The sequence below is a fragment of the Agriterribacter sp. genome (genome assembly GCF_035444585.1).
Lineage (GTDB): Bacteria > Bacteroidota > Bacteroidia > Chitinophagales > Chitinophagaceae > Agriterribacter.
Genome location: NZ_DAOMOZ010000017.1, coordinates 12,658 through 38,192, shown reverse-complemented (window position 1 = coordinate 38,192; position 25,535 = coordinate 12,658). Strand labels below are relative to the sequence as shown.

The following is a 25,535-nucleotide window of genomic DNA, read 5'->3' as shown; positions in this document are numbered from 1 at the left end:
TAGCCTCGCTGCGGTTGGGTTTAATGCGGTCCATCATGCTTTCCATCATTTGTGTAGCTACAATAACCGGCTTGCCTCGGTGCAGGCATTTGCGTATGATATCTTTTTGTATCAGTGGAACCTGTTCAACAGGCATTTCAACGCCAAGGTCGCCGCGGGCGATCATAACGCCATCCGATTCCAGAATGATCTCACGAAGGTTTACAATGGCTTCGGGCATTTCAATTTTAGCCATCACCTTGCATTTGCTCTCCCGTTCTTTCAGTATATCTCTTATGATCTTAAGATCATCAACTTTTCTCACAAAAGAAAGTGCTACCCAATCCAAAGCATGTTCAATCATAAAATCCAGATCGGCAAGGTCTTTCTCGGTCAGCGCCGGCAATGAAATTTTCGTATCGGGCAGGTTCACTCCTTTTTTAGATAGCAGCACACCCGGCATGGTAACCACCACTTTCACATCTCCTTTGGGAGTAACCTCTGCCACCTGCACTTCTAATTTCCCGTCATCTATCAAAATTTTGTTACCTATTTCCACATCCCCGGCAAGGTTGGGATAGGAAACAAATATTCTTTCTTTATTGCCGATGCATTTTTCGTTGGTGAAAGTAAGAATGTCGCCAACGCTTACAGGCAATGAACCATTTTCAATTTCGCCTACCCGCAGTTTTGGCCCCTGCAGGTCGCCTAAAATACAGATATTGTAGGGCTCCTTGTCATTGATCCTGCGGATGTGATTGATGATATCCAGTTTGTCTTCATGCGCACCGTGTGAAAAGTTTAAGCGAAATACATTTACTCCCGCTTTTACCAGATCCAGTAATTTTTCATATGTGTCACAGGCTGGCCCAACTGTAGCAACTATTTTTGTACGATGAAATGTGTGTTCAAGACCTGCTTGCTTATCCATTTCTTCATACAGGTATTTGGTAATGTTTTTTGACATGCTATTACAATGATTTTATTTTTGATGCAGGGTATGGAACGTAAGGCAGGATATTTAATTGTGCCTGAAACATTTCATTAATTTTCTACGAAGCCAGTATCTTCACAATTTTAAGCCATTCATAATCTATCGTTTGCAGCGCTTTTACCGCCTGGTCCAAAGGAGTATAATGCAATTGATTGTTTATGATCCCAATCATGGTATTAACATCTTTGCCGGTCATCAGGCATTCCACTGCTGCGTAGCCCATCCGGCTTGCAATAACCCTGTCGATGCAGGAAGGCGATCCGCCACGCTGTATATGCCCGAGGATACAAACTTTTATATCGGCATTGGGCATCTTTCCCTTTAACACTTTCGCTATTTCATTGGCTCCTCCCAGTTCGCTTCCTTCCGCTACCACCAGCAGGTTCACCAGCTTTTTCCTTTTTTCTTTTTCCTGCAATGAATCAATTACTTCGCTGATATCTGTTATGCGTTCGGGGATCAGGATGTTTTCGGCGCCGGTAGCTATACCGCTGTGCAAAGCAATATAGCCCGAGTCTCTGCCCATCACCTCAATAATAAATAACCTGTCGTGCGCATCGGCGGTATCCCGTATTTTATCTATGGCTTCCACGGCGGTATTTACTGCGGTATCAAAACCTATGGTAAAGTCGGTGCCGGCAATATCTTTATCAATGGTGCCCGGCAAGCCGATACAGGGAATGTCGTATTCGTTGGAAAATATCTGCGCACCTCTGAAAGAGCCGTCGCCGCCTATTATTACCAGGCCGTTTATGCCCAGCTTTTTAAGATTCTCGTAGGCCTTTTTTCTTCCGGCGGGTTCAAAAAATTCCTTGCATCTTGCGGTTTTAAGGATAGTGCCTCCTCTTTGAATGATGTTGGCCACACTGCGGGTTTCCATTTTAAAAATATCATTTTCTATCATTCCCGCATAGCCGCGCACAATGCCAAATACATCCAATCCGTAATATAAACCGGTACGCACCACAGCACGTATTGCCGCATTCATACCCGGGGCATCTCCTCCTGAAGTTAACACCCCGATTTTCGAAACTTTCTTTTCCATTTGTTTAAAACTTGTCTGAAATGATTAACAATCATTCAAAGGGCAAGTGCAATTATTACAAAATTTTCTATGTCATTTTAATGAAGCGTCAAAAGTACATAATTACAATCATTTCCCAATTTTAGATTAAAGGTTTGATGATTTTGTAAATTGAGCACTTATATACTTTAAAATGAAGGTTTTAATAACGGGCGCCAACGGACTTTTGGGGCAATATGCAGTAAAGCAGCTTGCGGATGCCGGGCACTGTGTTATGGCTACGGGCAGGGGTGGCTGCAGGTTGCCTCGTAATGGTATATCGTTCGGGTATACTGATCTTGATATTACAGGTAAAGAAGGGGTACTATCCTATGTAACCACTGTCCGGCCGGATGTGATCATTCATGCTGCGGCTATGGCACAACCCGATGCCTGCGAGCTTAGTAAGGAAGCGTGCTATGACACTAACGTAAATGCAACCCGCTATTTTACGGATGCTGCGGAAGCGGTGAACGCAAAAATGATATACATCTCAACCGATTTTATTTTCAGTGGTAACGACGGGCCCTACCGCGAAACAGATGATCCGATGCCTGTTAATTATTATGGCGAGACCAAATTGGCCGGGGAGCAAATCGTCAGGCAAAGCAGGATCAACTGGGCCATTGCCCGAACCGTACTGGTATACGGAAATATATTGTCCGGCACAAGAAGCAATATTGTAACCTGGGTAAAGGAAAACCTTGAAAAAGGAAATCCCATTAAGGTAGTAAGCGATCAGATTCGTACACCTACTTATGTGGAAGACCTTGCCCGTGGCATACAGTTGATCATAGAAAAGAACGCTACGGGCGTATACCACATTTCCGGCAGGGAAATACTTACTCCTTACGAAATGGCCGTTCAGGTGGCCGATTATTTTGGGCTCAGCAAGGCGCTGATGGAAAAGGTAGACGCTTCTGTATTTACCCAGCCTGCACAGCGGCCGTTAAAAACGGGTTTTATTATTGATAAGGCGGAAAGAGAGTTAGGCTATAGCCCCCTTAGCTTTATGCAGGGTATACGAAAAATGTTCCCTTAACTGTCAATACGCAAAAAAACGCCCGGCATACTGAACTCCAGTTCTAATCCATTGTCTAATGTTATTTGTTGGTTCCTGTCATCAAGTTCCCAGCCGGTAATAACATTGCCGGAATAATTTGTTGAAACATAGTTGAGAATACTGGAAGGAATGAGGGAGTCGGGCAGTTTGGCGATACCATCAACATCCGTGATCTGTTTTTTTCTATTGAATTCCAGGCTGATATTCCCTTCAAGTATAACATCGTAGGTTAATTCCAGTCCGTCCCTGTCTTTTACAGATTGTATGATCGGGTTTGCAGGAAAATGTGTTGTAATGAAAGTCTTTATTTCAGCAGGCAGATCATTTTCCTTAATCACTGTTTCTTTTTCGCAGCCTGCCAAAGCAAATATTGCCAGTATAAGGATAAGTTTTATTTTGTTCATTTTTATAGATTTAATTGATGCCGGGTTTGTTGAATAAGCAGCCGAACAGGGGAACCCGCAGTTAAAAAATACAGGGTTTGCTTTAGTCTGCATACTGCTTCACCACATTTCCTTTCTCGTCAAAAAGCACTTTCAGCTCTTCCTTTAATGAATTTAATTCAGTGCTGTAATGTACTGTGGCGCCTTCTGTGATCTTTTTTACATCATCAATCCGGTAGCCGCTGAAATTGTTTTTAATGGCCGACCGCACGCCTGCCGGCAGCTTTTTTTTGGAAATATCTTCTTTGTGCTTCAACAATGTTCCGGAATCATCATACCACGCTTCATGATCTTTCGACGACTTTGTTTCAAACTCCACGCAATACTGCTTGTTCTTTATTTCCCATTCTACATCATAAGCACGGGGAAATGATTGTTTGAACTTATTGAGCACCAGCGAGGGTACCTGGCTTTGGGGGATATCCTGACCGAAGCTGTTCACTGAAGCCAGCAATATCCCGGCCGCGATAATAAATATGTTCTTTTTCATACACGTACATTTTAATTGATACACAAAGGAACGAACCGATTTTGGAAAAATTCTGGAATCTGCCGGTGAAGCGGATAAAATATTACCTGTCTTTGAACTGCACCTCAAAACAATGAATATCGCTGTAATGGTACGAAATATCGAAGCGGTACAGTTTACAGATGGCCTTAACCACCGCTAAGCCAAGTCCGGTACTGCTTTGCGCAGTTGCTTCTTTGTAAAACCGGCTAAAGACCTTATGCGGATCCAATGCCCTGGCTTTTCCCGTATTGCCTATTGTAAGTGTTGTTTTGGTGATTGAAATGATGATCCTGCCGTTTTGGATATTGTGAAAGATCGCATTTTTGATAAGATTGGATACAAGGATATTTGCCAGGGTGGCATCCATTTCAATTTCTGGGTTCTCCTCTTCGTGAACGGATATTTCAATGTTTTTGTACGCTGCAAAATCTTCCAGGTCGCTTATGCATTCATGTACCGTTTTGTTAATGGAAATCGTTTGGGTAGCCGAATACTGGCTGTTTTCAATTTTGGCCAATAACAGCAGTGACTTGTTAAGACGGGCAAGCCGTTCAATAATTTGCAGTATCTGTACAATATCGGTGGCATGTGCAGGTGCTATGTCGTCTTTTTCGAGCAACAGTTCCAGCTTCCCGGCAGCAATGGCAAGCGGCGTTTGCAGCTCATGGGCCGCGTTTTCGGTGAATTGCTTTTGGTTGGCATATGTTTCCAGTGAATGCTGCATTAAAGTATTTGCCGCGTTTTTCAATTCATTGAATTCTTTGATATTGGTTTTAATGCCGGAGGTTTTTTTCCCGCCATCCAACCGGAAGGCTTTTAGCTGCTGCAATATTTCATAAAAGGGCTTCCATAATTTTTGGAGCGCAATTTTATTGATAAGAACAATGCTGGCCAGCACAGTCAGATAAAGCCAGAAAACCGACCAGAAGAGGTCTTCTATAAGATCGTCCTCTTCCACCATGGAAGAAAAGACCTGCAGCCGGTAAAATTTTCCGTTGAGCTCAAAAGCCGTGGAGAGCAGCCGTACGGGTTCCATATCTTCTTCATCCTGCATATACAGTGCGGTGTCAATATGCGTGTCTTTTATGGTTAAGGCCATTTCTTTGGTGATCTCCTGAATGGCATAATTGCTTTCGTTAAAGCTGTTTTTTTGAAGTATGGCGGAGTCTGACGCTGCTCTTTGAATGATCAGCAGCTTTGAGTTGTTGAGCCCGTCGTCTATGCTGTCATTTATTTCGTCGAGCATATTGATGTAGAATACAACAGACCATATTCCAACGATAACAAGGAGCGGAACCAGGAGGTACCTGAGCGACTGGTTAAGCAATCTCATCGTTCAACCAGTTTATATCCAATGCCGTATACAGATTGAATTTCTATTGCGGCATTTGATGATTGCAGCTTTTTGCGAAGGTTCTTGATCTGGTAGTATATGAAATCTAAATTGTCTGCCTGGTCCGTATTGTCTCCCCACACATGCTCCGCCAAAGCAGTTTTTGTGATCAGCCTGTTTTTGTTGAAAAGAAAATAGGTCAGGATGTCGAACTCTTTACGGTTCAGCGCAAATACATTGCCGTTAACGGTAAACAGCCGGTCAGTCAGGTCCAGCAACACGTTCCCTGTTTCAATTGTATTTTTTCCGCCTGCCGTATTTCTTCGCAATACCGCTTTAATGCGGGCATTGAGCTCCGTAATGTGAAAAGGCTTCGTAAGATAATCATCTGCCCCCAGGGCCAAGCCCTTTACTTTGTCATCCAAAGAATCCTTCGCCGAAATAATAATTACATTCCCGGTTTTGCCCGCGTTTTTCAATTCTTCTAAAATGTCAAGCCCGCTGCCGCCGGGCAGCATGATGTCCAATAAAATACAGTCGTATTCGTACAATGATATTTTTTCGAAAGCAGTATTGAAATCACCGGCAGATTCAACCAGGAAATGCTCTTTTTCCAGTGATGCGGTAATGGCTTCCAGCAGTTCTTTTTCATCCTCGATGACCAAAATTTTCATTGTATTCAAAATTACAGATGAATTTTGGAAAAAAACGGGAAAGGGGAGGGGAGAGAAGCGAGAGAAGTGAGAGGTGAGAGGAGACATTTCACAGAGGAAGAGCCGAAATATACTTGATTTGAAATTTCGGATTTGAGATTTCCTGGTTCCTGTCTTTAACGATCAATTCATCATTTACCACTTCCACCTCGTAACGGTGCAATGATTTCCCTTCCCGGTCTTCCAAAATTTTCAGATCATTCTTCACCGTTATTATCTCATTGAGCGCCGAAACCAAAAAATGCCCCGAACCCACAGCCGGGTCACATATCTTAATGCTGTTTATCACTTCATTGGCTTTCTTCCTCGAAATCTTTTGTGGTATTGCTTCATAAATATCTTCAATGGCGCCAATTGGTACACCAGGAAATTCATTGTCGAATTTCTGCACCACCGCCTTGCGTATGGTTTCACGGCACATGTACATGGTAATAAAACCCGGCGTAAAAAAGGAGCCGTCTTTATAGCCGTTTATTTTCTCAAAGATCAGCCCGAGCACCGAGGCGTTGATAAGCGTTTTGTTGTCTTCCTGTATGTCTTCCGATCCTTCGCTGCTGAAATCGTAAGCATTCAAAAAAAGCAAACAAATAATCGAGTGTGGAAATATTGCCCGTTCGCTTTTTGCCCTGCTGATCTTTAAGCACGGTTTGCGAGAAAACGGGGATGGTTTTATCGTCTCTCAGGTTGCTGATAAATAAGGTAACCTGCTCGATATCTGTTGGCTCAAAAAGAGACGAATTGAGATAAGGAACATTTTCAAATGCTTTTTTTACATCCCCGTTCCGTTCCTGATGGCTGCGTGCCAGCACCTGGAAAAACAGGCTGTTCAGGTCGTCATAGTTCTTTATTTTGCCGGAGTTGAGAAACGAATACGACTTATCTCTTTTGTGGTAAGTGATCAATTGCGCTTCAAGCAGCTTCAAAAATAAAATGCGGTTTATCCAGGTAATGGAGAGTTCAAGGGCAACATTAAAAAGCCGTTCCTGCTGTGTGTTGCCAAATTGACCGGGCTTGTCAAGCCTGCTTAGTTTATCTAAGCTGTCGAGCTGAATGATGGCATCTTCAAGTATAGCACCGGAATGCCTGTCTCCTTCTTTGTTCCGCTCAATTAACTTTTTGCTTCCTTCTTTGGTTTCGGTAAGGCCAATAATATGCAGCAGCTCGCTGTAAAAGCGTTTGTCGAGGCTGTTGCTGTCATTGGCAAATGGAAGCTTTAGAAGATGTTCCGGCGACAGCAGCTTGAACAAAGCAATCAGCGAATGATCGTCTGCTTTGTCGGCGTTGCGCAATGGCTTCTGGTAATCCTGCAGGTTGAAACAGGTAAATTCAAATCCGCCGCCGGTCTCTCCTAAAGAGAGCGGGGCCAGTATTTGGTCAATAAACGGTTCCGCAATCTGTTTGTAGAAAAAATCAGTTTTGGTATCTGCCAGGCGTCCGCCTTCAAAATCTTCAAATTGTTTTACAAAGCTTTTGTTTTGGGCAAATAGCCGGTCAAACAGGGTGGCGTCAAAAATGAACCATTCGTTAATGTTGATTGCCACCAAATGTTTTACCTCCAGGTTGTTATGTGTGATCCGCTCCCGTAAATAATAAAGCACCAGTTCCTGAAATGCTTTTGTGTTCAGCTTTTGGGTGGTAAGCATTTCGGCCTTGTTGGTAGGCTTTTTGGCTTCAACAATTACGGCAACCGGGCTTCTGGCCGTATTACCATTATGGATAACAAGATCGTTTCGGCCTTTGGTATTTATAAAGTGATTGGGGTCGTAATATGTTTTCGTTAAAAAGTCAATGACTAGATTCTTATGAAACTCTTCGCTTTCGGTGTCGTTTGTTCTTCGGGCTTAGATTTGTATTTTTTTGGTTCTTGTCTTTTGGTTCTTTTATGAATCATCTTGTGAAAGGCAAAGCCCTTCACCTTTCTCCTCTCTCCCCTTCACACCACTCTTCCCATAACCGGATCCGTAATGCTCACCCTGCCTGTTTCCACCCTGCCGGCGTATCTTTTATCAAAATCTTTTTGTCCCTTTACTTTCACGCTCAGGTCGTACCAGCCGGAGCTTTTAGACAGGTCAACAACAATGGTTGCCAGGGCACCGGGGTTGATGGATTTCGTTTGTGCCCTGCCTTTATAAGCATTGTCTGTAATTGTTACCGTCAGCTTTTGTTTTCCGGTATTCCTGAGTTTGATCTCAACATTGCCGGTAAGCTTTTTTGCGGCGCCTGCGGTACGCTGGTATTCCAAAGCAATATCCAATGCCGGGTCGTTGCCATTGCCCGAAAATTCGCGGAAGAAGCCATTGGGGCCGTATGCCTGCAGGTGATAGTTTTCGCCGGAGGGCAATGTCCATGCGTCAATGAGCTGGTGGCCTGCCTTTACAGCATAGTTGCGGGGGGCGGCGTTTGTTCCGGGCGTATAAACATAAAATGGCGACCCGGCAGCCGATGCGCCGAATACTTCGTTCTTTGCCTCGAATTTTATTTTAAAGGACTGTTTGTCGTCGCTGAGTTTCCCGTCTGCATACAACTGGTAGGGAAGGGGCGAAGCGGGTCTTGTTCCTTTTTCCTGCTGCGGCATCCAGGGTGAGGCGTAAGGATCCTTATTGATCTGTTCTATTTCGGAGGCGCTGAGGTTTTTAAAGCCCGAGGGCAGCGCTTTGAACTGTGCTTTATGGATGCTTTCTAAAAAAGGAATCCTGTCAACAGGCTTTGGCACTGCTATAGCTTCTCCGTTGTATGGTCTGAATACGGAAGTAATATCTCCGCAAACCGTACGGCGCCATTGGGTGAGGTTGCTGTTCTCTATTTTTTTACCTGTTTTTTTAGATAAAAAATGTTCCAGGAACTGGATGGGTGAGGTGAGGTCAAATACCTGTGAGTTCACGAACCCGCCGCGGCTCCACGGTGAGGCCACAACCATGGGTACACGAAACCCAAGACCTATAGGGCCTTCACGGTCGCCCTTGCTTGCCGCCTTATCTTTCATCCATTGCTGGCTGCGGTTCAGGTATTCTGTTTTAGGTTCTATGCCTTCCGATACGAGCCCGCTGTTCTCTTTATAAGGGTCGGGCGCGGCAAATGGCGGCACATGATCAAAATACCCGTCGTTCTCATCATAGTTAAGAATGAAAATGGTTTTTTTCCATACTTCTGGGTTTTGGGTAAGAATGTCCAACACCTCGCTCAAATACCAGGCGCCATACCACGGTGCACCGGGATGATCGGAAAAATTGCAGGGGGCTACCACCCATGATACCATCGGGAGATTACCCGATTGTACATCTTTCCTGAACCGGTGCAGCACATCGCTTTTGGGTATTTCCATTTTACGTTCCATGCCGTTGTCGGTATAGGTAATGCCGGTGAGCTTACGGTAATCGGGGTCGGTTCTGTTATCGGTGAACGCTTTTTCGTGCAGGTGTTTATGCCATTGCGACAGCTTGTTGTATTCCTCGAGATTGTATTTCTCCCTGCTTTTTTTTACAGATGCAAGAAGATCCTGCTTCTTCGTGCGTTCTTTTTGCAGGTCTGTTTTTTCCTTGCTTCCTTCGGTTAAACTTTTTAGTTTCTCCTCCATATCTTTTATGATACCCGGCAGTGTTTTCTCCATTTTTTCGAGGTAACGCATATGCCCGTACGAAAATCTTACGTTGTACTGGCTGAACCATTCAATAGGGTTATTGGTAAAGTTTGCCAGCCAGTCTTCTTCCTCTCCTTCAAATCCGGTTTCAAGACTGATCTCGTTCTGGTATATTCTCCACGGGATATTGTTTTCTTCCAGGTATTCCGGGAAGGTTTTCCAGGAAGCTTCCCTCCTGTAGGTAATGTCGGAGTTGTATACGTTGGCCTGCACGTTTTCGTCGTGCTTTTCTCTTATGGTTCCCGTCCAGAAATAGGTCCTGTTGGGTGTTGTTCCCGTTAACGATGAACAAAAATGCTGATCGCAAACGGTAAAGGCATCGGCAAGGGCGTAATAGAAAGGAATGTCCTGCCGGTTAAAATGCCCCATGGTCAATGGCATATGTCTTACATCCTTATGCCCCGATTTTTTTGAATCCAGCCATTTGTCGTGTTTTCCTTCATTCCTGGCATCTGTCATGTCGCTCCAGCCATGCGGCAGCGATCCCAGCCAGGTGATGTTGCTTTCTTTTATGTTCAAACGGAAAGGCGCGTAAGTTTCACCGGCGGCATTGGATTGCAGCCATACTTTATTTTTATTGGGCAGAGGAACTGCGCGTGGGTCATTAAAGCCGCGAACGCCCTGCAGTGTGCCGTAGCAATGATCGAAAGAACGGTTCTCCTGCATCAAAAAAACAATATGTTCCGCATCAAGATAAGTAGAACCTGCTTCGGGGTTAATGGCAAATGCTTTCTGAATGGAAGGTGGTAATCCGCTTAACAAACCTGTGCCGCCCGATAATAGTGCTGCTTTTTTAATGAAGTCTCTTCTGGTATCCATGGTATAGAAGGGATTTAAATTGAGGGATAAATATAGGGAATACAGGGGAAATGCAAAGCACCGGGAACCAAGCCACAGGAACCAGATAAAATCCGAAGAAGGCTGTCGGCGATCGCCTGTGGAGGTGTGAGGTGTAAGGCATGAGTCAATAAATTCAAAACCAGAAACCATCTCACTCCTACCTTTCACCCTGCTCTTCTCTCCCTTTTTCCCCCGCAATTTGGGCGGCAACCAAATAATCATGACTTTTACAAAATAAAAATATACGCACCTGAATGGCGAAAGCTAAACGCAAGAAAGAAGAACCCATTATTCTGGTTACCAATGACGATGGTGTAATGGCGCCGGGTATCCGCAATTTGGTGGAAGCAATAAAAGGTCTGGGCAAAATAGTGGTAGTGGCTCCCGATAAACCGCAATCGGGCATGGGTCATGCCATTACTATAGGCTCACCGCTGAGGCTGCAGGAGGTTCAGTTGGCGGAAGATACAGAAGCATGGAGTTGCAGCGGCACTCCCGTTGACTGTGTAAAGCTGGCTGTAGATAAAATATTGGGACAAAAGCCGGATATATGCATCAGCGGCATCAATCACGGTCCCAATCATTCCATTAATGTTATTTATTCAGGCACCATGAGCGCGGCCATTGAAGCGTCTATTGAAAGCATCCCCTCTATCGGCTTTTCACTGCTCGATTACAGCATGGAAGCCGACTTTACGGCAGCGCGTAAATATGCCCGGATAATTGTTGAAAAAATAATAAAGCGAAAAACCGATAAGCACCTATGTCTTAATGTAAACTTTCCGGCCATTGACGAAAGCCTGGTAAACGGCATCAAAGTATGCAGACAGGCTTATGCCAAATATGAAGAAGATTTTGATGAAAGAAAAGATCCGGCCGGTAAAAAATACTACTGGCTTACCGGCGCCTTTGTAAATTTCGACAAAGGGAAAGACACCGATGTTTGGGCATTGGCCAATAATTACGTGAGCGTGGTGCCCGTGCAATTTGACCTTACCAATTACGTTCTAAAAACCAAACTCGAAAAAATCTTCTGACAGTGATTTTTAAAAAAGACAACCTTCCTTTTGGATTGATCCTGGGATTTATAACTCCTCTCCTGAGTCTTGTTATTTATTACTTCCTGAAATTTTATCCCCTGTACAGCATGGGTGATATGTTTGGGGCCCTGCACGACAATAAAAGGCTGGTTACGGCCATAAGCATTCCATGTCTTTTTTTGAATATCGTTATTTTTACTTTATACATCAATTCCCGCAAAGACCGAACGGCAAAAGGTGTTTTTGCGGTAACCCTGCTGTATGCCGTTGCAGCATTGCTGTTCAAGGTTTGGGGATGAAGGGCGGAAGTGGTAAGCAGTAAGTAGTAAGTAGTAAGTGGTAAGTGGTAAGTTGTGCATTATTCCCGAAGAAAAAATGAAATACTATATTATAGCAGGAGAGGCATCGGGTGATTTACACGGCTCGAACCTGATCAAAGAATTAAAAAAAACAGATGTGGCAGCCGATATCCGCTGCTGGGGTGGTGATATGATGCAGGCTGCCGGCGCCCACCTGGTGAAGCATTACCGTGAACTTGCCTTCATGGGGTTCATTGAAGTGGTAAAGAACCTGCGCACCATTCTCCGGAACCTTTCTTTTTGTAAAAAAGACATTGCTGATTTTAAGCCCAACGCGATCATCCTCATTGATTATCCGGGCTTCAACCTCCGCATAGCCCGGTGGGCTAAACCCCGGGGGCTAAAAGTGATTTATTATATATCCCCGCAGGTATGGGCATGGAAAGAAAACAGGGTGCATATCATAAAGGACTGCGTGGATAAAATGCTGGTGATCCTTCCGTTTGAAAAAGAATTTTACAGGAAATGGAACTATGAAGTGGAATACGTAGGGCACCCGCTGGTGGAAGTGGTAAATGAATGGCAGGGCCGGCACAAAAGCGCGGTAAAAGCAAATACCGTAGCCCTGCTGCCCGGCAGCCGCAAACAGGAGATATTGAAAAAGTTACCCGTAATGCTTGAAGTGAGCAGGCATTTTACGGAACATGAATTTGTGATAGCTATGGCGCCGGGACTGGATAAGGAGTTTTACAACAGCATGCTCAGCGGCTACAGCAATGTAAAAGCCGTATCGGGAAAAACGTACGACCTTTTAATGCAGGCAAACGCCGCGCTGGTTACCTCTGGTACAGCTACATTGGAAACCGCATTGTTTGGGGTGCCGGAAGTGGTTTGCTATAAGGGCAGCACCATTTCGTATGAGATTGCCAAACGGGTAATTAACATAAAATACATTTCACTGGTGAATCTCATTATGGATAAGCCCGTGGTAAAAGAACTGATACAGCATGAACTTACGGTTAGCAATGTAAAAAAGGAATTGTACGAACTCCTTACCAGCAAAGCGCGCATTGAACAACTGCAGGAAGATTACAGCGCACTAAAAGCATTATTGAGCAAAGGAGGACATGCATCCGCCAATGCCGCAAAAGCCATCAGCAACTTTTTACAACACGGATGACCATTACAATAATAGCAAAAAGAAAAAGCAAAATGGAAATGCGGTTGATGCCGTGCATATATTTTATCAGTGAACCGGGTTCTTCATCCTGATCTTTCTTTTTGAGAAAAAGATACTGCGCTATTTGATGCCATATGCCCATAGCAATACTTTCGATTATACAACTGCAAAGCTAATACCTAAAGCGGAAAGAACCCGGCAGGAAGGATACAAAGCATCAAAAGCCAGATCACCAGTATGCTCCTTAACCTGCTTAAGAAATGGAGGGGGGTAGCCATCTGCTTTCAGGTATCAATGCGAGTGCCACCTTACACCCTACATCTCCTTATACCTTTCACCCTTTACCTTCTACCTTATACCTTCACCCTCCGCCTCCTGCCTTACTCCTTTTATTCCGTATTTTTGCCTGTTATGAAATACCAGATCGGCGATACGGTTTTATTACTTCACTCAGATGAAGAAGGCCAGATCATTGATATCATCAATGAAAAAATGGTAATGATAAATGTAAAGGGCGTTAAATTTCCAGCGTACCTCGACCAGATTGACTTCCCTTATTTTAAAAGATTTTCTCAAAAGAAAACCGATACTAAAAAGCCAAAGCAATATGTTGACGATATTAAAAAAGAAAAGAACAATGCGAAATACAAGGTAGGCGAGGGCGTATGGCTTGCCTTTTTGCCGGTATTTGACAAAGATGTGTTTGACGATGACATTGTAGAGAAATTCAGGCTCTATGTTGTAAATCAAACAGAAAATGCTTTTTTCTTTACCTATGAGCTTGAGCTTGCAGGGGAACCTGAATTTGAATTGAAAAATGAAGTACTGCCGCTGGGCGATTTTTACCTGCACGATGTGCCTTTTGAAAACCTGAACGACACCCCCAGGTTCTGGTTCGAATTTTCGTTGGCAAAACCCGATAAAACCAAAGCCGAATATTACGAAACCTTTTTGAAGCTGCGGGCTAAGCAGGTTTTTCAGAAAATTGAAGAAATGAAGCTGAAGCAGGAAGCCAGCTTTTCATACCCCTTGTTTGAAAGATATCCCGGTCGTGTACCGGAAGAGAAACCCGACCTGAGTAAATTATCGGCAGCAGGATATAAAATTTACGAGTCGGCAAAAACAAAGACAGACCTTCCTCCACGCACTGTAATAGACCTGCACATTGAAAAGCTCACCGACTACTGGCAAAAAATGAGCAATGCCGAAAAATTAGATCTGCAGCTAAAGACCTTTGAAAAGTATTATGATCTTGCGCTTCAGCACCACCAGTCTATGCTGATCGTTGTACACGGAGTAGGCACAGGAAAGCTGCGGGATGAAATCCACGACACTCTCCGCCACAAAAAAGAAGTAAGATCCTTTGTCAACCAGTTCCATCCTTCTTTCGGCTACGGCGCAACAGAGATCTATTTTTAAAAAGTCCGGGGCGCCGTTGGGTTTTGATGTACCTGGCTGTAGTGCCGCTATTAAGCACCCGTTGTCCGCCCTGCTCTTTGGCAAGGTGATAAATATGCGTCAGTTCATTATTAGCGATGCTGCTACCCTGTACCACCTTGTCCGTTGCCCAGACATCCGGTAAGTTTGCAGGAAGCAGGGTTATTTTAGTGATCTGGTTAATTTTATTCAAAAGCAACTACAACGTATGTAATATACTGTGCAGAAAATGCGGCAGGTTGGTGATGGTGATGTGCTCATCCGTTTTATAGGTTTCCTCTCCATTGCCTATAATATAGCCATGAGCCGCCCCTGTATCCTCCATGGATATGCGAAACCCTTTGTTTATTCCCGGACTGGAGCCATGTTTGACCTCAACAGCCGCTACAACTTTGTTATTTTTTTCGAGCAGCAAATCACATTCCGCCCCCTGCTGCGTACGATAAAACCAGGGCTGCATACCGGCGGAAGCATTGTTAACGATCTGTTCAATTACAAATCCTTCCCAGGATGCTCCTACCTGTATATGATGAATAAGCGCTTCATATGTATCCAGTCCCAGCAGGCTATGCAATAAGCCGCTGTCCCTGATATATATTTTCGGCGACTTCACCAGCCGCTTATTGGTGTTGCGGAACCAGGGACGCAGCACACGCAACATAAAAGCACCTTCCAGAAAATCAATATACCGCATAACAGTCGTCCTGCTCATATCCAGTGATCGGCCCAGGCTCTCCGCATTCAATACATTGCCCTGTGCTGTAGCCAGTATTCGCCAGAAACGTTCCATTACCTGCACATCAGTTTGCAAACCAAGCAAACCTAAATCCCGTTGAATATAGGTGCTGATAAAATTACGGCGCCAAAGTTCACTTGCTCTTTCAGAAGGCGCCAGGTAGGATAAAGGAAACCCACCACGAAGCCAAAGCTCCTGCATATCGCTCACTTCCGTTAATGTAAATGGCGTCAATTGTAAATAACCGATACGACCTGCCAGTGTTTCTGAACTACCACGAATAATATCCGGCGAGGCAGAGCCCAAAATAATGAATCCTCCCGGTCTCCTGTTGCCATCAATAATGCCTCTCAGCTCGCTAAAAAGTTGCGGCATAAACTGTATCTCATCCAGTATCACGCACCGGTCCTTAAACTGCGACAAAAAAAAACCGGGATCATCTTTTAACTTATCCCTGTCGGACTGTTGTTCCAGGTCGAGATAGAGGTAGCTCTCCTTAGTGGCGATCTGGCGGGCCAGAGTGGTTTTACCAACCTGCCTGGGGCCAACAATGCCTGTAGCCGGGAAAACATTCATATATTCTTGAAAATCAGCTGCTATTTTTCTTTTAATTTCCATATGTACCATGTAAAATGTATATCTAATGTACGATTTTCATGGTAAAATAACGAATCATTATCAAATTTATCGTTGGATTATTACTGCATAATTGTGACAGTAGGATGCCATCAAAAAGCGGTGAATTTTATTTCAGATCTTGGCAACTGTAATTCTTAACAAAAAACTGTTCTGTCAAATGTATCCCACAATTGACTTTTCTATATATTCGACTGATTGCGTTTCAAAAATGAGGCGATTGATTTTATTCTGTCTGCTACTGCTTGCGCCAATTATTCTACATCAACATCTGCAACCACTACTTTGGCTCCAAGTTCTCCGGCTAAAAGAGCAGTTGCTTCATCCATTCTTTTAGCGCTGCTTGTTATAAATACTACCTGATTTTCCATATCGTTTCAATTTTTTATTATTGATTAATATTATTGTACTCTTCATCAGTAACCCTGCGGTCCTAATCTGCCAAACCTTTTTCGGTATTCGGCAGAATATAGATTTGGGATTTTCCAGCTATTCCTTTTTTACCAGGTATGTAAAGAAAGTACCGGGGGTTAGCCCCAGTAAATACAGGCAGCGGATCTGATCATACCGATCCGGGGCCCCTGCTATTTAAATTGTTTTAATGATTTTTGCAGGGATGCCTCCAACGATAGCATTGTCCGGAACATCCCTGGAAACGACCGCTCCGGCAGCGACCACTGCATTTTCACCTATGGTTACGCCCGGCAATATGGTGGCATTCGCCCCGATCCATGCCCCCTTCTTAATATGAATGTGCCCGGGAACCAACGATTGCCTGTTTGCAGGCGATACAGGATGCCCTTCCGATAACAAACTGACTTTAGGCGCTATCAATACATTATCCTCTATGGTGATACCCCCAAGGTCAAGAAAGGTGCAATCAAAATTGATGAACACGTTTTTCCCGATCCTGGTGTGCTTACCGTAATTGATGTAAAGCGGTGTAAAGACAAAAACGCTTTCGTCAATTTCAGTGCCGGTGATCCGGCTCAACAAGTGCCTTATTTCTTCAGCGTCGGAAGACTCGTTCATCTGAACGAGTAACTTCTTTGTAGCATACGAAGCCTCCCGCATCTTATAAGCTTGCGGATCTCCGGGAAGGATGGTTTCTCCATTTCTTAACCGTTCAAAAATATCTTTTTCGTTTATCATTATCTCTTATTTACTATTTGCAACGGCGTATTATCCTGCTATTTATGATCTGTCCATTGACGACTACCACAAATTCACCTTTCTCATCTATATTGCGGCAGCACCTAAAGGGTTTTTCACAGGGTTTTTCTCATACACTTAACCTCTACCACTGCTTCATTTCAAACCTGTCTCTTAAACTCAGAAGGCGTTTTGCCCGTTATAAGCTTAAAAAATTTATTGAAATTGGAAATGCTGTTGTAGCCGCATTCATAAGCTACGGCTTTAATGGCCGCATCTTTTGCTGTTATCAGTTTGATAGCCTGTGCAATCCGTATTTCGTTAATAAACTCCACCACCGTTTTTTGTGTTCTGGCTTTAAAAAAACGACAAAAAGCCTGCTTGTTCATATTAGCAAGATCGGCCACATCATCCAGTTTTATTTCAGTTGAAAAATTATTGAAAAGGTATTTAAACACTTTATCAATTCTTTCATTATCCCTCGCATGGTATGTGTTGATATAACCTGCACCTGCCAGCAACTGATATTTTTTTGTGTTACATATGATCTGTAACAGTTGTAATAACAAAATCAGTTTTTCTGATCGTTCTGCATCTGCCATTTTAAATAACAGCGTTTTCAACTGCTCTTTAACAGAACCATGAAAACTTATTCCTCTTCTGGCGGTTTGCAGCACCTGTTCCAGTTTCTTTGCATTATAAAAACAGGATAGCAGTTTAATTAATTTATCCGGATCAAAAAATAGTGCAACAGATCTGGCATGCTTTTTTTGTTTTGTATTTTTATTTAAGTCTTTTTCTTCATTGTGCCATACATGAGGAATGTTGCTGCCCAAAAGAATCAATTCGTCACTGGTAAATTTCTCCACGCTATCCCCGATAATTCTTGTACCCTCCCCTTCTAAAATATAACTCAGCTGGCACTCCTTGTGAAAATGAAATTCGGTGGTGAAATAAGGACGGTCAATATATCGGGTAGCATACACTTCATTATCCCATCCCTCCAGCACTTTAGCAAAAACAGGTTTCATATTAGCTGCAATATTCAAATTTATTTATCAATTGGCTAAAATAAAGTAAGCAATTGTCAATAACGGATCATACAATTTAAAAACCGGCAGGTAATTTTGCTCTCTAACATTATAGTAAAATAAACGTAATGCTTTCAAACAAAATTATTCTTCTAACGGGTGGCGGCGATGGTATCGGATGGGAGTGTGCGAAGGCCTATGCCAAAGCCGGCGCTCTTGTTTGCATTGCCGATAAAAGCCCCGAAAACCGGGATAAGCTATCTTTGTTAAGCGGCAATGGCCATCAATACCTGGTATGCGATATTTCCAACGAAAATGAAGTGAAATATCTTTTCGAAATCATTTCAGATAAATTCAAAAGGCTTGATGCGATTCACAACAATGCTGCTACGGCCCATCCATCTCAACCCCTGCATGCTACTACTGATGAACAATGGGATACCCTGTTCAATGTGAATGTAAAAAGCATTTTACTGACCACTAAATATGGTCTTGATCTTTTGAAATCGTGCAAAGGAACCATACTCAACACCGGTTCGCTGGTGGGTTCTATTGGCCAGGATAACCATGCTGCTTATGTTGCCACCAAAGGGGCTGTGAATGCACTAACCAAGGCTATGGCGCTTGACTATGCGCCCTGGGGCATAAGGGTAAATGCTATTGCTCCAGCCGCCGTTAAAACACCGATGATGGAAGCATGGATTAAACAGCAACCCCTCGCCGATGAAATGGTAAAATACCTGGACAACCTGCAACCCCTTGGCAGCATGCCGGGAGGCGATGTAATTGGTGATGGTGCTGTTTTTTTATTGAGTGATTCGGCAAGATTTATTACGGGTTGTATACTACCGGTTAGCGGTGGCGCCGAACTGGGTTACCGAAAGTTATTATAAAAAGCCGTTGAATACTTTATGATAAAGAAAATAGAAATACATGATAAAAGATTTACACTACGGTCCAATGCAGGCAGCGATGCCGTTCATAAAAATCCGCAATACTCCTATGCTGTCACCGGTTTAACCGATGATAGCGGAGAAACCGGTACCGGTTTGGCATTTACCCTTGGTGACGGAAACGATTTGGTATGCGGAGCAGCGCAGTTTTATGCCGGGAAACTGAAAGGCCTGGATATTGAAGAATTGATGCAAAGCTTTGGCCGTACATATAATAATATGTCCAACGACCAGCAATTCAGGTGGCTGGGGCCGCACAAAGGCGTAGTACACCTGGGACTGGCTTCGGTTACAAATGCATGTTACGATCTGTGGGCAAAAAAAAGAGGGGTGCCGCTTTGGAAATTGCTCATTGATTTATCTCCCGAACAAATTGTAAATATGCTTGATCTTTCTTATTTAGAAGATGTATTGACAAAAGAAGAAGCGGTTGATTTACTCAACGTTCAATTAAGTGGCAGGTCCGATCGTATGAACATTTTACAAAAAGGTTACCCTGGCTATGATACTTCGGTGGGTTGGTTTAATTATGATGATAACCAGGTAAAAGAGAACTGCAAAAATGCAATTGCAAAAGGTTTCACGGCCATGAAATTAAAAGTGGGTTCTTCAAACCCCCAAAGGGATATTCGGAGGGCAAATATTGTGCGGGATGCTGCAGGTGCAGATGCAAAGGTAATGCTGGATGCCAATCAGCAGTGGACCCTGCCTCAGGCTATTGCTATCTGCAATGAATTTAAAAAAATGGATCCCTACTGGGTTGAAGAGCCAACGCACCCAGATGATGTGCTGGCACATCAAACCCTTGCTAAAGCTATTGCACCGGTAAAACTGGCGCTGGGTGAGCATGTTCCCAACCGCATTGTATTTAAAAATTATTTGCAAACTGGCTGTGCCGGATTCGTTCAGGTAGATGCGGTACGTGTAGGCGGTGTGAGCGAGTTTATTACGGTCAGTTTGCTTTGCAAAAAGTTTGGCGTACCGGTGGTACCACATGTAGGAGACATGGGCCAATTGCACCAGCATCTTGTTTTGTTTAATCATATTGCCATGGGACATGAAGCATTATTCCTGGAACACATTCCGCATTTAAAAGAACATTTTGTTTATCCGGTAAAAATTGAACATGGTGCATATGTAACACCCCAGGAGCCCGGTAGCAGTTGTGATTTAATGTAAAAATTAGCATTAAGATGTCGGCAGGCTGAATATCTGATCCCGGGATCACACAAATTGTTATAAGAGACCGGATCGCATTGCCTGAAAAATGAGCGTCAAAACAGTTCAAACGAATTAATAAATAAACAAGAATGATCAGCACTCCCGACATCATTATCACGATTGCTTATATCCTGTTTATTGTAACTATCGGACTTTGGGCAGGTGCAGGTAAAAAAAAGAAAAAAACCACGTCTTCGAAAGATTATTTTTTAGCCGGCAAAACGTTGCGCTGGCCTATGATAGGACTGGCATTGTTTGCGACTAATATTTCATGCCTCCATCTCGTAAGTCTCGCCCAAAGCGGATTTGATACAGGTTTGCTGAATGGCAATTTTGAATGGATGGCTGTTTTTGTACTTATTTTACTGGCTTTGTTTTTTATTCCATTCTATATCCGTTCGGGGGTATCCACCCTTCCGGATTTCCTGGAAAGACGTTACAATAAGGCCTGCCGCGATTGGCTGGCTTTGATTTCCATTATATCAGCGATCATCATACATATTGCTTTTTCCTTTTTGGCTGGAGGCATTGTACTGGAAACATTATTTGGCGTTAATATGTACACCAGTATTATTGTTATTGCTGCGCTTACCGGCCTGTATACTATTATAGGTGGGTTAAAGGCCGTAGTTGTAACCGAATCCATTCAAAGTATTGTATTGATAACCGGCGCCGTCATCATCACATTTTTTGCATGGCACAAAGTGGGTAGTTGGGACAACATGACAGAAGTATTGAAACAAAACAATTCACTGGATAAACTCAGTATGTTGCGTCCCGTGGGCGATCCCAGCGGCATGAGCTGGCTCGCCGTATTTTTGGGTTATCCTGTATTGGGAATATGGTACTGGTGCGCCGATCAGACCATTGTGCAAAGAGCATTGGGTGCAAGAGATGAAAATCATGCACGGGCAGGTGCATTGTTTTGTGGATTTATAAAAATATTACCTGTGTTTATTTTCGTGGTGCCGGGCCTGCTTGCTTATGTCTTATATCATTCCAACGCTCTTGATTTAAGCAGCCTGCAACAAACCGGCGTGAATGGAGACACAACGCTGAACACAAAGGGAATTTACACACTAATGATAACGCAGCTTGTTCCACCGGGTCTTGTAGGAATTTTAGTTGCAGCTTTATTATCCGGCTTGATGAGCCAGATAGCAGGGGCATTGAACTCCATCGCCACCTTAACCAGTTATGACCTGTATAAAAGGATTAAACCTCAAACATCAGACAAAAAGCTGGTACAGGCAGGAAGGTGGTCGGCTGGCATTGCCCTTGTATTTTCCATTTGTCTGCTGCCATTACTGAATCAATACCAAAGTTTGTTTGAAGGGATCAATGATGTAATAGCCCATATTGCGCCGCCGGTCACCTGCGTTTTTTTATTGGGCATTTTCTGGGAAAAAGCATCGGCCATTTCAGCCCAATATACTTTGTGGCTGGGTTCCGCCCTGGGAGCCGCGGTGTATGTCGTGAATAAATTATTCCCTGAATCCGTATTGGGCAGTGTACCATTTATGATGATGGCTTTCTATCTTTTTGCCGTTTGTGTGCTGATGCAGGTTACATTATCTTACATTTTTCCGGTTAAGCATACCGGACAAAGCGGCAAATTATACTGGAAATCTTTTTGGGAACCGCTACAGAGCAAAGGATGGAGCGGGATCGGCAACTACAAAATACTGTCAATAATACTCCTTTTGATATTGACAGTGCTGTACTTTATATTCAGATAAAACATAGAACCTCATAAAATAAAATAAATACCATGCACTGCAAAAAAATATTCATCTTTCTTTTTCTTTCGGCAGCGTTTTTAAGCCTTGAAACAAAGGGGCAATGGTCCTGGAAACCGAATGATAAGATGAAAACGTTGCAACAATGCCTGAACATTCTTTCCAAAGCAGCAGGTGGCAACGGAAATCTTTTATTGAACGTTGGGCCCATGCCTGATGGCCGTATTGAAGCAAGACAGGCAAACCGTTTACAAGAGGTCGGCAACTGGCTAAAACTCAACGGCGAAGCTATATACAATACAAAGGGGGGACCTTATGAGCCCGAATCTGATTATGCTACAACCCGTAAGGAAAATAAAATTTTCCTGCATGTGCTGAATACCGATACGGCTGTAATTACTTTAAAGAATATTTCAGGCCGCAATATCATCAAAGCCTATACGATGAAAGGTGAAAAGGTTTCCATTGAAAAGGGAGATAAAGCCTTTCGTGTATTGCTTCCCGGTACACTTGCGGGTAAAACAAACTATATTGTTGTACTGGAACTGGATGGCAGTGCCGAAAATATACCTGTTATAAAATAAAGGGCGCTAACTGGCATCCGGAATACAGATCTGACTTCAAAAAATAATATAAAAATGAAAATACTGACAACCATACTTATATCAGCATGCGCAATACTTGTTTTCCCGGCAGCCTGTAACCCTGCATTGCAAAAGGATGCAACAGAGCACAACCCTGATCTGCCTGTTAAAAAAGAATCGGCAAAGATTGAACGCTACGGAATGATTACCGGTCTGAAATCCGAAAAACTTGCTTATTACAAAGCACTGCATGCAGCAGTATGGCCTGACGTTTTGAAAAAGATAGCGGAATGTAATATCCGCAACTACTCCATTTATGTAAAAGAGATTGACAATAAGCCCTACCTGTTCAGTTATTTCGAATATACCGGCAATGATTTTACCGGCGACATGAAAAAGATGGCTGCAGATACTGCCACACAACGCTGGTGGAAGGAAACAGCACCAACGCAAATACCACTTCCGGATGCGGCGGCAAAAGGCGAAACCTGGACCGCGATGGAAGAAGTGTTTCATTACGATTGAATCCAAAAGCATTATGCTGCAGGGTAAACGCTGATATCAGGAAACTTTAAAATTCCTGATGCGTGAACCTGTAAGTTGGAAATATTCTGGAAAGCGTGGATACAACCGAAACAACTTGCTGAACCACATCGTAGGAAACGGTAAAATCAGTAAAATCCCCGTTCACTTAGGTTGGAAAAAAAGATATAAGGTTAACTGAAGAAACAGGAAGCAGTAATTAAACTGCACCCTGTTATTTTCAAAAAAATTCATTTACTCGTTCCTGTTCCGCTCTTGTTTAAGAAAATCTATGGATATCATTGAATTTAAAACACCGGAAGCGTCATTTTATTCTTTTACTGCGATACCAATTGGATTGGAAAATGTGCGATAGGAATGCCCGTTAATTTTTCTTTCCAATTCCAGCCTGACGTAGTTCTTTATACCTTTCGTTTTTTTATAGTTTAAAATTAGTCCATCGTGTACCAGCCTGCCGGGTGGCCAGGGTTTATTACTTTTTTTATAGTCTTCAACCGGCTGCAGGGATGCAGGTGAAGAAATCCAGCGGACCTGATCAAAGTTTGTTGCGTCAACAGTTATCGTGCCTCTATTTTTATCAACTTTTATATGCTGTATGGACGGAAACAAATCAATGTCATTAAATTGAAGGTTGCTCTGCCGGGAAGATTTGCAGAAGTAAAAGCTTCCATTTTCCATTGCCTCCCGTACAGAAGCCTGCGTTAATGTATCGAGCAGAAAAACCGTAAATGTATTTTTGCTACCGCCGCCATGGTCGCCTTTTCGCCCTATTTCAAACGTATGCATATCGTCATTGCCAAATCCCCATACTGGCCGGCCAGGCATAAACCTTGCCAGCAACTGATCCCAAAGACCTTCATCATATGTTTCTGTTTCCGGTGTGTTGTTGGTGATTTCCATGCCCACCAGGCAATCGGGTGTAATGTTTTTAAACAGTTCCACATACCAATCAAGTGATTTGCGTTCAAACCATTCGAATTTAGAGGGTATGCCGGGGTGATTCATTATAGCCAGACCGCCTTTCTTTTTTATCCCGATCAGTTGATCTTCTTCAAATATTTCGCGACCGGTGTCGTCCACGATGCCCCCATAAGGCGCCCTGCTTCCGGTTCTGTTGTACCATACACCATAGTCAGAAAAATAACTGCCCATGTGATGGCGAAAGGTCAGCTCTCCCCCCTCGATGCCTACCATACCCAGCGCCTCCGGCGAAGGCGAACCATAATTTTTCCAGGGCCAGGTGGTGTTGGCCGGAAAATTTTCCGGCAATTTACCTAATGGATAAGGACTCGCTTCTTCTTCTGAAATGAGCCCCCAGCTCAAACGGGCATTGGGCCAGTTCCAGTCGTGGTCGGTAATCGAAAGAATGGAATATCCTGCTTTTTTATAAGTTTCTGTCACCGTCTTCAACTTATGGTATCCGTCACTTTGAAGTGTATGCGCATGAAGATTGGCCTTATGCCGCTGGATCGTCTCCCAGGTGATATGTTCATAGGGATTGCTGACGACAAAGCTTTTTTTCTTTGTATTGGCAGCGTTGGAAAAAGAGAAAATCGCAAGTACAAAGCAAGCAGGTAAAATTGTTAAATATTTTTTGATCATCATAATCGCTTTTTTATAATTGATAACCGGAATTTTAATTATAACCGGGGTTTTGAGGCATTTCTTTGGTAAGATTGGCATCAATCAACCCTTGTGGTATGGGAAAAAGGAATACTGCTCCTACCCAAACAGCTACTCCTTCTACAGCAAGCATAGACAAGCCGTTTTCCATAGCATCCGCAGAACCGCTCATGTCAAATACTACATCTATGTGCTTCGTAAAAAAATTTGAATTAAATTTTCCAGGGATTTTTTGTTCATCTTTAATATTTACGGACTCAACGGCTCCGAACAAAAGTGCATCCTGTATTCTTTTATTCTCAATATCTGCGGCGCCTACCCACGCTGCCCCGGCATCTTTACACATTACTGCACAAGTAACACCGGGTGTTCCCATACCAAAAATGACAATATTCTTATTTTTCAAACTTCCGGCAAGCCGGATAGCACCAGCCGAGGTGGCAATGGCACAATTAATAGTGGCGGCAATGGATAAAGGCAATGCGGCAGGAATCTTCAATATGCATGATCCCCTTTTTATAAAGCAATATTCACCCAACTCACCGTGGAAAGCATCATTCCCGTCAACCAATCCGTGTCCATATTTAAAAAGATTATCTCCCTTTTGCGGCATGCCGTCAAGCGCGTTCGAAGAAAGCGGATCACTTGCAAAAATTGTCCAGGTAATAATATCCCCGATATTCAATTGCCGGCCCTGGTAATCCTGGTGACCGTGGCTGCTTTCTATCATTTCGATTTCCCCAACTATTTCATGTCCAAGCACCGTTGGACATTTTTCCTTCCTA

25 protein-coding genes and 1 pseudogene are annotated in these 25,535 nt (G+C 43.4%); 10 read left to right on the top strand and 16 right to left on the bottom strand.

The window, feature by feature from the left end; translation table 11 throughout:
* Together pyk and pfkA are read right to left on the bottom strand one after the other, a co-directional pair.
* On the bottom strand, nt 1–946 hold a 946-nt coding region (gene pyk, locus PLH26_RS03400; protein ID WP_324584578.1), incomplete at its 3' end, for a pyruvate kinase.
* Between the two features lie 85 nt (nt 947–1,031).
* Nucleotides 1,032–2,018: a 6-phosphofructokinase gene (pfkA, locus tag PLH26_RS03395; RefSeq protein ID WP_324584577.1), complete on the bottom strand. Its 987-nt coding sequence runs from the start codon at nt 2,016–2,018 to the stop codon at nt 1,032–1,034.
* A gap of 172 nt (nt 2,019–2,190) precedes the next feature.
* On the opposite strand from pfkA, the gene PLH26_RS03390 reads away from it, so the two are divergent.
* Nucleotides 2,191–3,078, top strand: a complete 888-nt coding sequence (locus PLH26_RS03390) for an SDR family oxidoreductase (protein ID WP_324584576.1) — start codon at nt 2,191–2,193, stop codon at nt 3,076–3,078.
* Here the strand turns inward: PLH26_RS03390 and PLH26_RS03385 are convergent.
* From PLH26_RS03385 to PLH26_RS03355, 8 genes and pseudogenes are all read right to left on the bottom strand, one after another.
* A complete protein-coding gene (locus PLH26_RS03385) occupies nt 3,075–3,503 on the bottom strand; it encodes a PepSY-like domain-containing protein (RefSeq protein ID WP_324584575.1) in 429 nt (142 codons plus the stop codon). The two genes, PLH26_RS03390 and PLH26_RS03385, sit on opposite strands and share 4 nt — an antisense overlap.
* 82 nt (nt 3,504–3,585) lie before the next feature.
* Nucleotides 3,586–4,032, bottom strand: a complete 447-nt coding sequence (locus PLH26_RS03380) for a PepSY-like domain-containing protein (protein ID WP_324584574.1) — start codon at nt 4,030–4,032, stop codon at nt 3,586–3,588.
* An 82-nt stretch (nt 4,033–4,114) separates the two neighbouring features.
* Nucleotides 4,115–5,386 carry a sensor histidine kinase gene (locus PLH26_RS03375; RefSeq protein ID WP_324584573.1) on the bottom strand — a complete coding sequence of 424 codons (1,272 nt, stop codon included), beginning with the start codon at nt 5,384–5,386 and terminating at the stop codon, nt 4,115–4,117.
* Nucleotides 5,383–6,060 (bottom strand): response regulator transcription factor, encoded by a 678-nt coding sequence (locus tag PLH26_RS03370; RefSeq protein WP_324584572.1) that lies wholly within the window; start codon nt 6,058–6,060, stop codon nt 5,383–5,385. The genes PLH26_RS03375 and PLH26_RS03370 overlap by 4 nt, the downstream gene beginning before the upstream one ends.
* A gap of 88 nt (nt 6,061–6,148) precedes the next feature.
* Entirely contained in the window at nt 6,149–6,673 is a 525-nt protein-coding gene (locus tag PLH26_RS03365) for a hypothetical protein (protein WP_324584571.1), read from the bottom strand.
* The gene (locus PLH26_RS21710; protein ID WP_502876362.1) at nt 6,579–7,247 is read right to left on the bottom strand and encodes a type IIG restriction enzyme/methyltransferase; all 669 of its coding nucleotides are present in this window, start codon (nt 7,245–7,247) and stop codon (nt 6,579–6,581) included. The genes PLH26_RS03365 and PLH26_RS21710 overlap by 95 nt, the downstream gene beginning before the upstream one ends.
* Before the next feature lie 57 nt (nt 7,248–7,304).
* Nucleotides 7,305–7,922 (bottom strand): annotated as a pseudogene (locus PLH26_RS21705) (DUF7149 domain-containing protein); the annotation flags it as partial.
* Between the two features lie 110 nt (nt 7,923–8,032).
* The gene (locus PLH26_RS03355) at nt 8,033–10,555 is read right to left on the bottom strand and encodes a phosphocholine-specific phospholipase C (RefSeq protein WP_324584569.1); all 2,523 of its coding nucleotides are present in this window, start codon (nt 10,553–10,555) and stop codon (nt 8,033–8,035) included.
* Between the two features lie 275 nt (nt 10,556–10,830).
* Here PLH26_RS03355 and surE point away from each other — a divergent pair, with 275 nt between their 5' ends.
* From surE to lpxB, 3 genes are all read left to right on the top strand, one after another.
* Nucleotides 10,831–11,613 (top strand): 5'/3'-nucleotidase SurE, encoded by a 783-nt coding sequence (gene surE / locus PLH26_RS03350; RefSeq protein WP_324584568.1) that lies wholly within the window; start codon nt 10,831–10,833, stop codon nt 11,611–11,613.
* A 2-nt stretch (nt 11,614–11,615) separates the two neighbouring features.
* Nucleotides 11,616–11,915 carry a hypothetical protein gene (locus PLH26_RS03345; protein WP_324584567.1) on the top strand — a complete coding sequence of 100 codons (300 nt, stop codon included), beginning with the start codon at nt 11,616–11,618 and terminating at the stop codon, nt 11,913–11,915.
* Between the two features lie 76 nt (nt 11,916–11,991).
* Complete coding sequence (lpxB, locus tag PLH26_RS03340) at nt 11,992–13,095, top strand: lipid-A-disaccharide synthase (protein WP_324584566.1); 1,104 nt, start codon at nt 11,992–11,994, stop codon at nt 13,093–13,095.
* Here lpxB and PLH26_RS03335 read toward each other — a convergent pair.
* The gene (locus tag PLH26_RS03335; protein WP_324584565.1) at nt 13,070–13,237 is read right to left on the bottom strand and encodes a DUF6728 family protein; all 168 of its coding nucleotides are present in this window, start codon (nt 13,235–13,237) and stop codon (nt 13,070–13,072) included. The two genes, lpxB and PLH26_RS03335, sit on opposite strands and share 26 nt — an antisense overlap.
* Nucleotides 13,238–13,506: 269 nt before the next feature.
* Here PLH26_RS03335 and PLH26_RS03330 point away from each other — a divergent pair, with 269 nt between their 5' ends.
* Nucleotides 13,507–14,514, top strand: a complete 1,008-nt coding sequence (locus PLH26_RS03330; protein ID WP_324584564.1) for a Smr/MutS family protein — start codon at nt 13,507–13,509, stop codon at nt 14,512–14,514.
* A 217-nt stretch (nt 14,515–14,731) separates the two neighbouring features.
* Here the strand turns inward: PLH26_RS03330 and PLH26_RS03325 are convergent, their stop codons facing one another.
* The 3 genes from PLH26_RS03325 to PLH26_RS03315 form a co-directional block, all read right to left on the bottom strand.
* Nucleotides 14,732–15,886, bottom strand: coding sequence for an ATP-binding protein (locus PLH26_RS03325; RefSeq protein WP_324584563.1), 1,155 nt, complete (start codon nt 15,884–15,886; stop codon nt 14,732–14,734).
* 606 nt (nt 15,887–16,492) lie between these two features.
* Nucleotides 16,493–17,056: a DapH/DapD/GlmU-related protein gene (locus PLH26_RS03320; protein WP_324584562.1), complete on the bottom strand. Its 564-nt coding sequence runs from the start codon at nt 17,054–17,056 to the stop codon at nt 16,493–16,495.
* A 161-nt stretch (nt 17,057–17,217) separates the two neighbouring features.
* Complete coding sequence (locus PLH26_RS03315; RefSeq protein WP_324584561.1) at nt 17,218–18,087, bottom strand: AraC family transcriptional regulator; 870 nt, start codon at nt 18,085–18,087, stop codon at nt 17,218–17,220.
* Between the two features lie 128 nt (nt 18,088–18,215).
* Between PLH26_RS03315 and PLH26_RS03310 the strand changes: the two genes are divergently transcribed.
* The 5 genes from PLH26_RS03310 to PLH26_RS03290 all read left to right on the top strand — a co-directional run bounded on the left by PLH26_RS03310 (nt 18,216) and on the right by PLH26_RS03290 (nt 23,109).
* Complete coding sequence (locus PLH26_RS03310) at nt 18,216–18,980, top strand: SDR family NAD(P)-dependent oxidoreductase (RefSeq protein WP_324584560.1); 765 nt, start codon at nt 18,216–18,218, stop codon at nt 18,978–18,980.
* A gap of 18 nt (nt 18,981–18,998) precedes the next feature.
* Nucleotides 18,999–20,219, top strand: a complete 1,221-nt coding sequence (locus PLH26_RS03305; protein WP_324584559.1) for an enolase C-terminal domain-like protein — start codon at nt 18,999–19,001, stop codon at nt 20,217–20,219.
* Nucleotides 20,220–20,350: 131 nt separating this feature from the next.
* Entirely contained in the window at nt 20,351–22,000 is a 1,650-nt protein-coding gene (locus tag PLH26_RS03300; protein ID WP_324584558.1) for a sodium:solute symporter family transporter, read from the top strand.
* 32 nt (nt 22,001–22,032) lie between these two features.
* Entirely contained in the window at nt 22,033–22,584 is a 552-nt protein-coding gene (locus PLH26_RS03295) for an alpha-L-fucosidase (protein WP_324584557.1), read from the top strand.
* 54 nt (nt 22,585–22,638) lie between these two features.
* A complete protein-coding gene (locus tag PLH26_RS03290; RefSeq protein WP_324584556.1) occupies nt 22,639–23,109 on the top strand; it encodes an L-rhamnose mutarotase in 471 nt (156 codons plus the stop codon).
* A gap of 327 nt (nt 23,110–23,436) precedes the next feature.
* On the opposite strand, the gene PLH26_RS03285 is transcribed toward PLH26_RS03290, so the two are convergent.
* Nucleotides 23,437–24,732: a PHP domain-containing protein gene (locus PLH26_RS03285; protein ID WP_324584555.1), complete on the bottom strand. Its 1,296-nt coding sequence runs from the start codon at nt 24,730–24,732 to the stop codon at nt 23,437–23,439.
* A 31-nt stretch (nt 24,733–24,763) separates the two neighbouring features.
* On the bottom strand, nt 24,764–25,513 hold the full coding sequence (locus tag PLH26_RS03280; protein ID WP_502876361.1) for a zinc-binding dehydrogenase: 750 nt from the start codon (nt 25,511–25,513) through the stop codon (nt 24,764–24,766).
* Nucleotides 25,514–25,535: the final 22 nt, after the last annotated feature.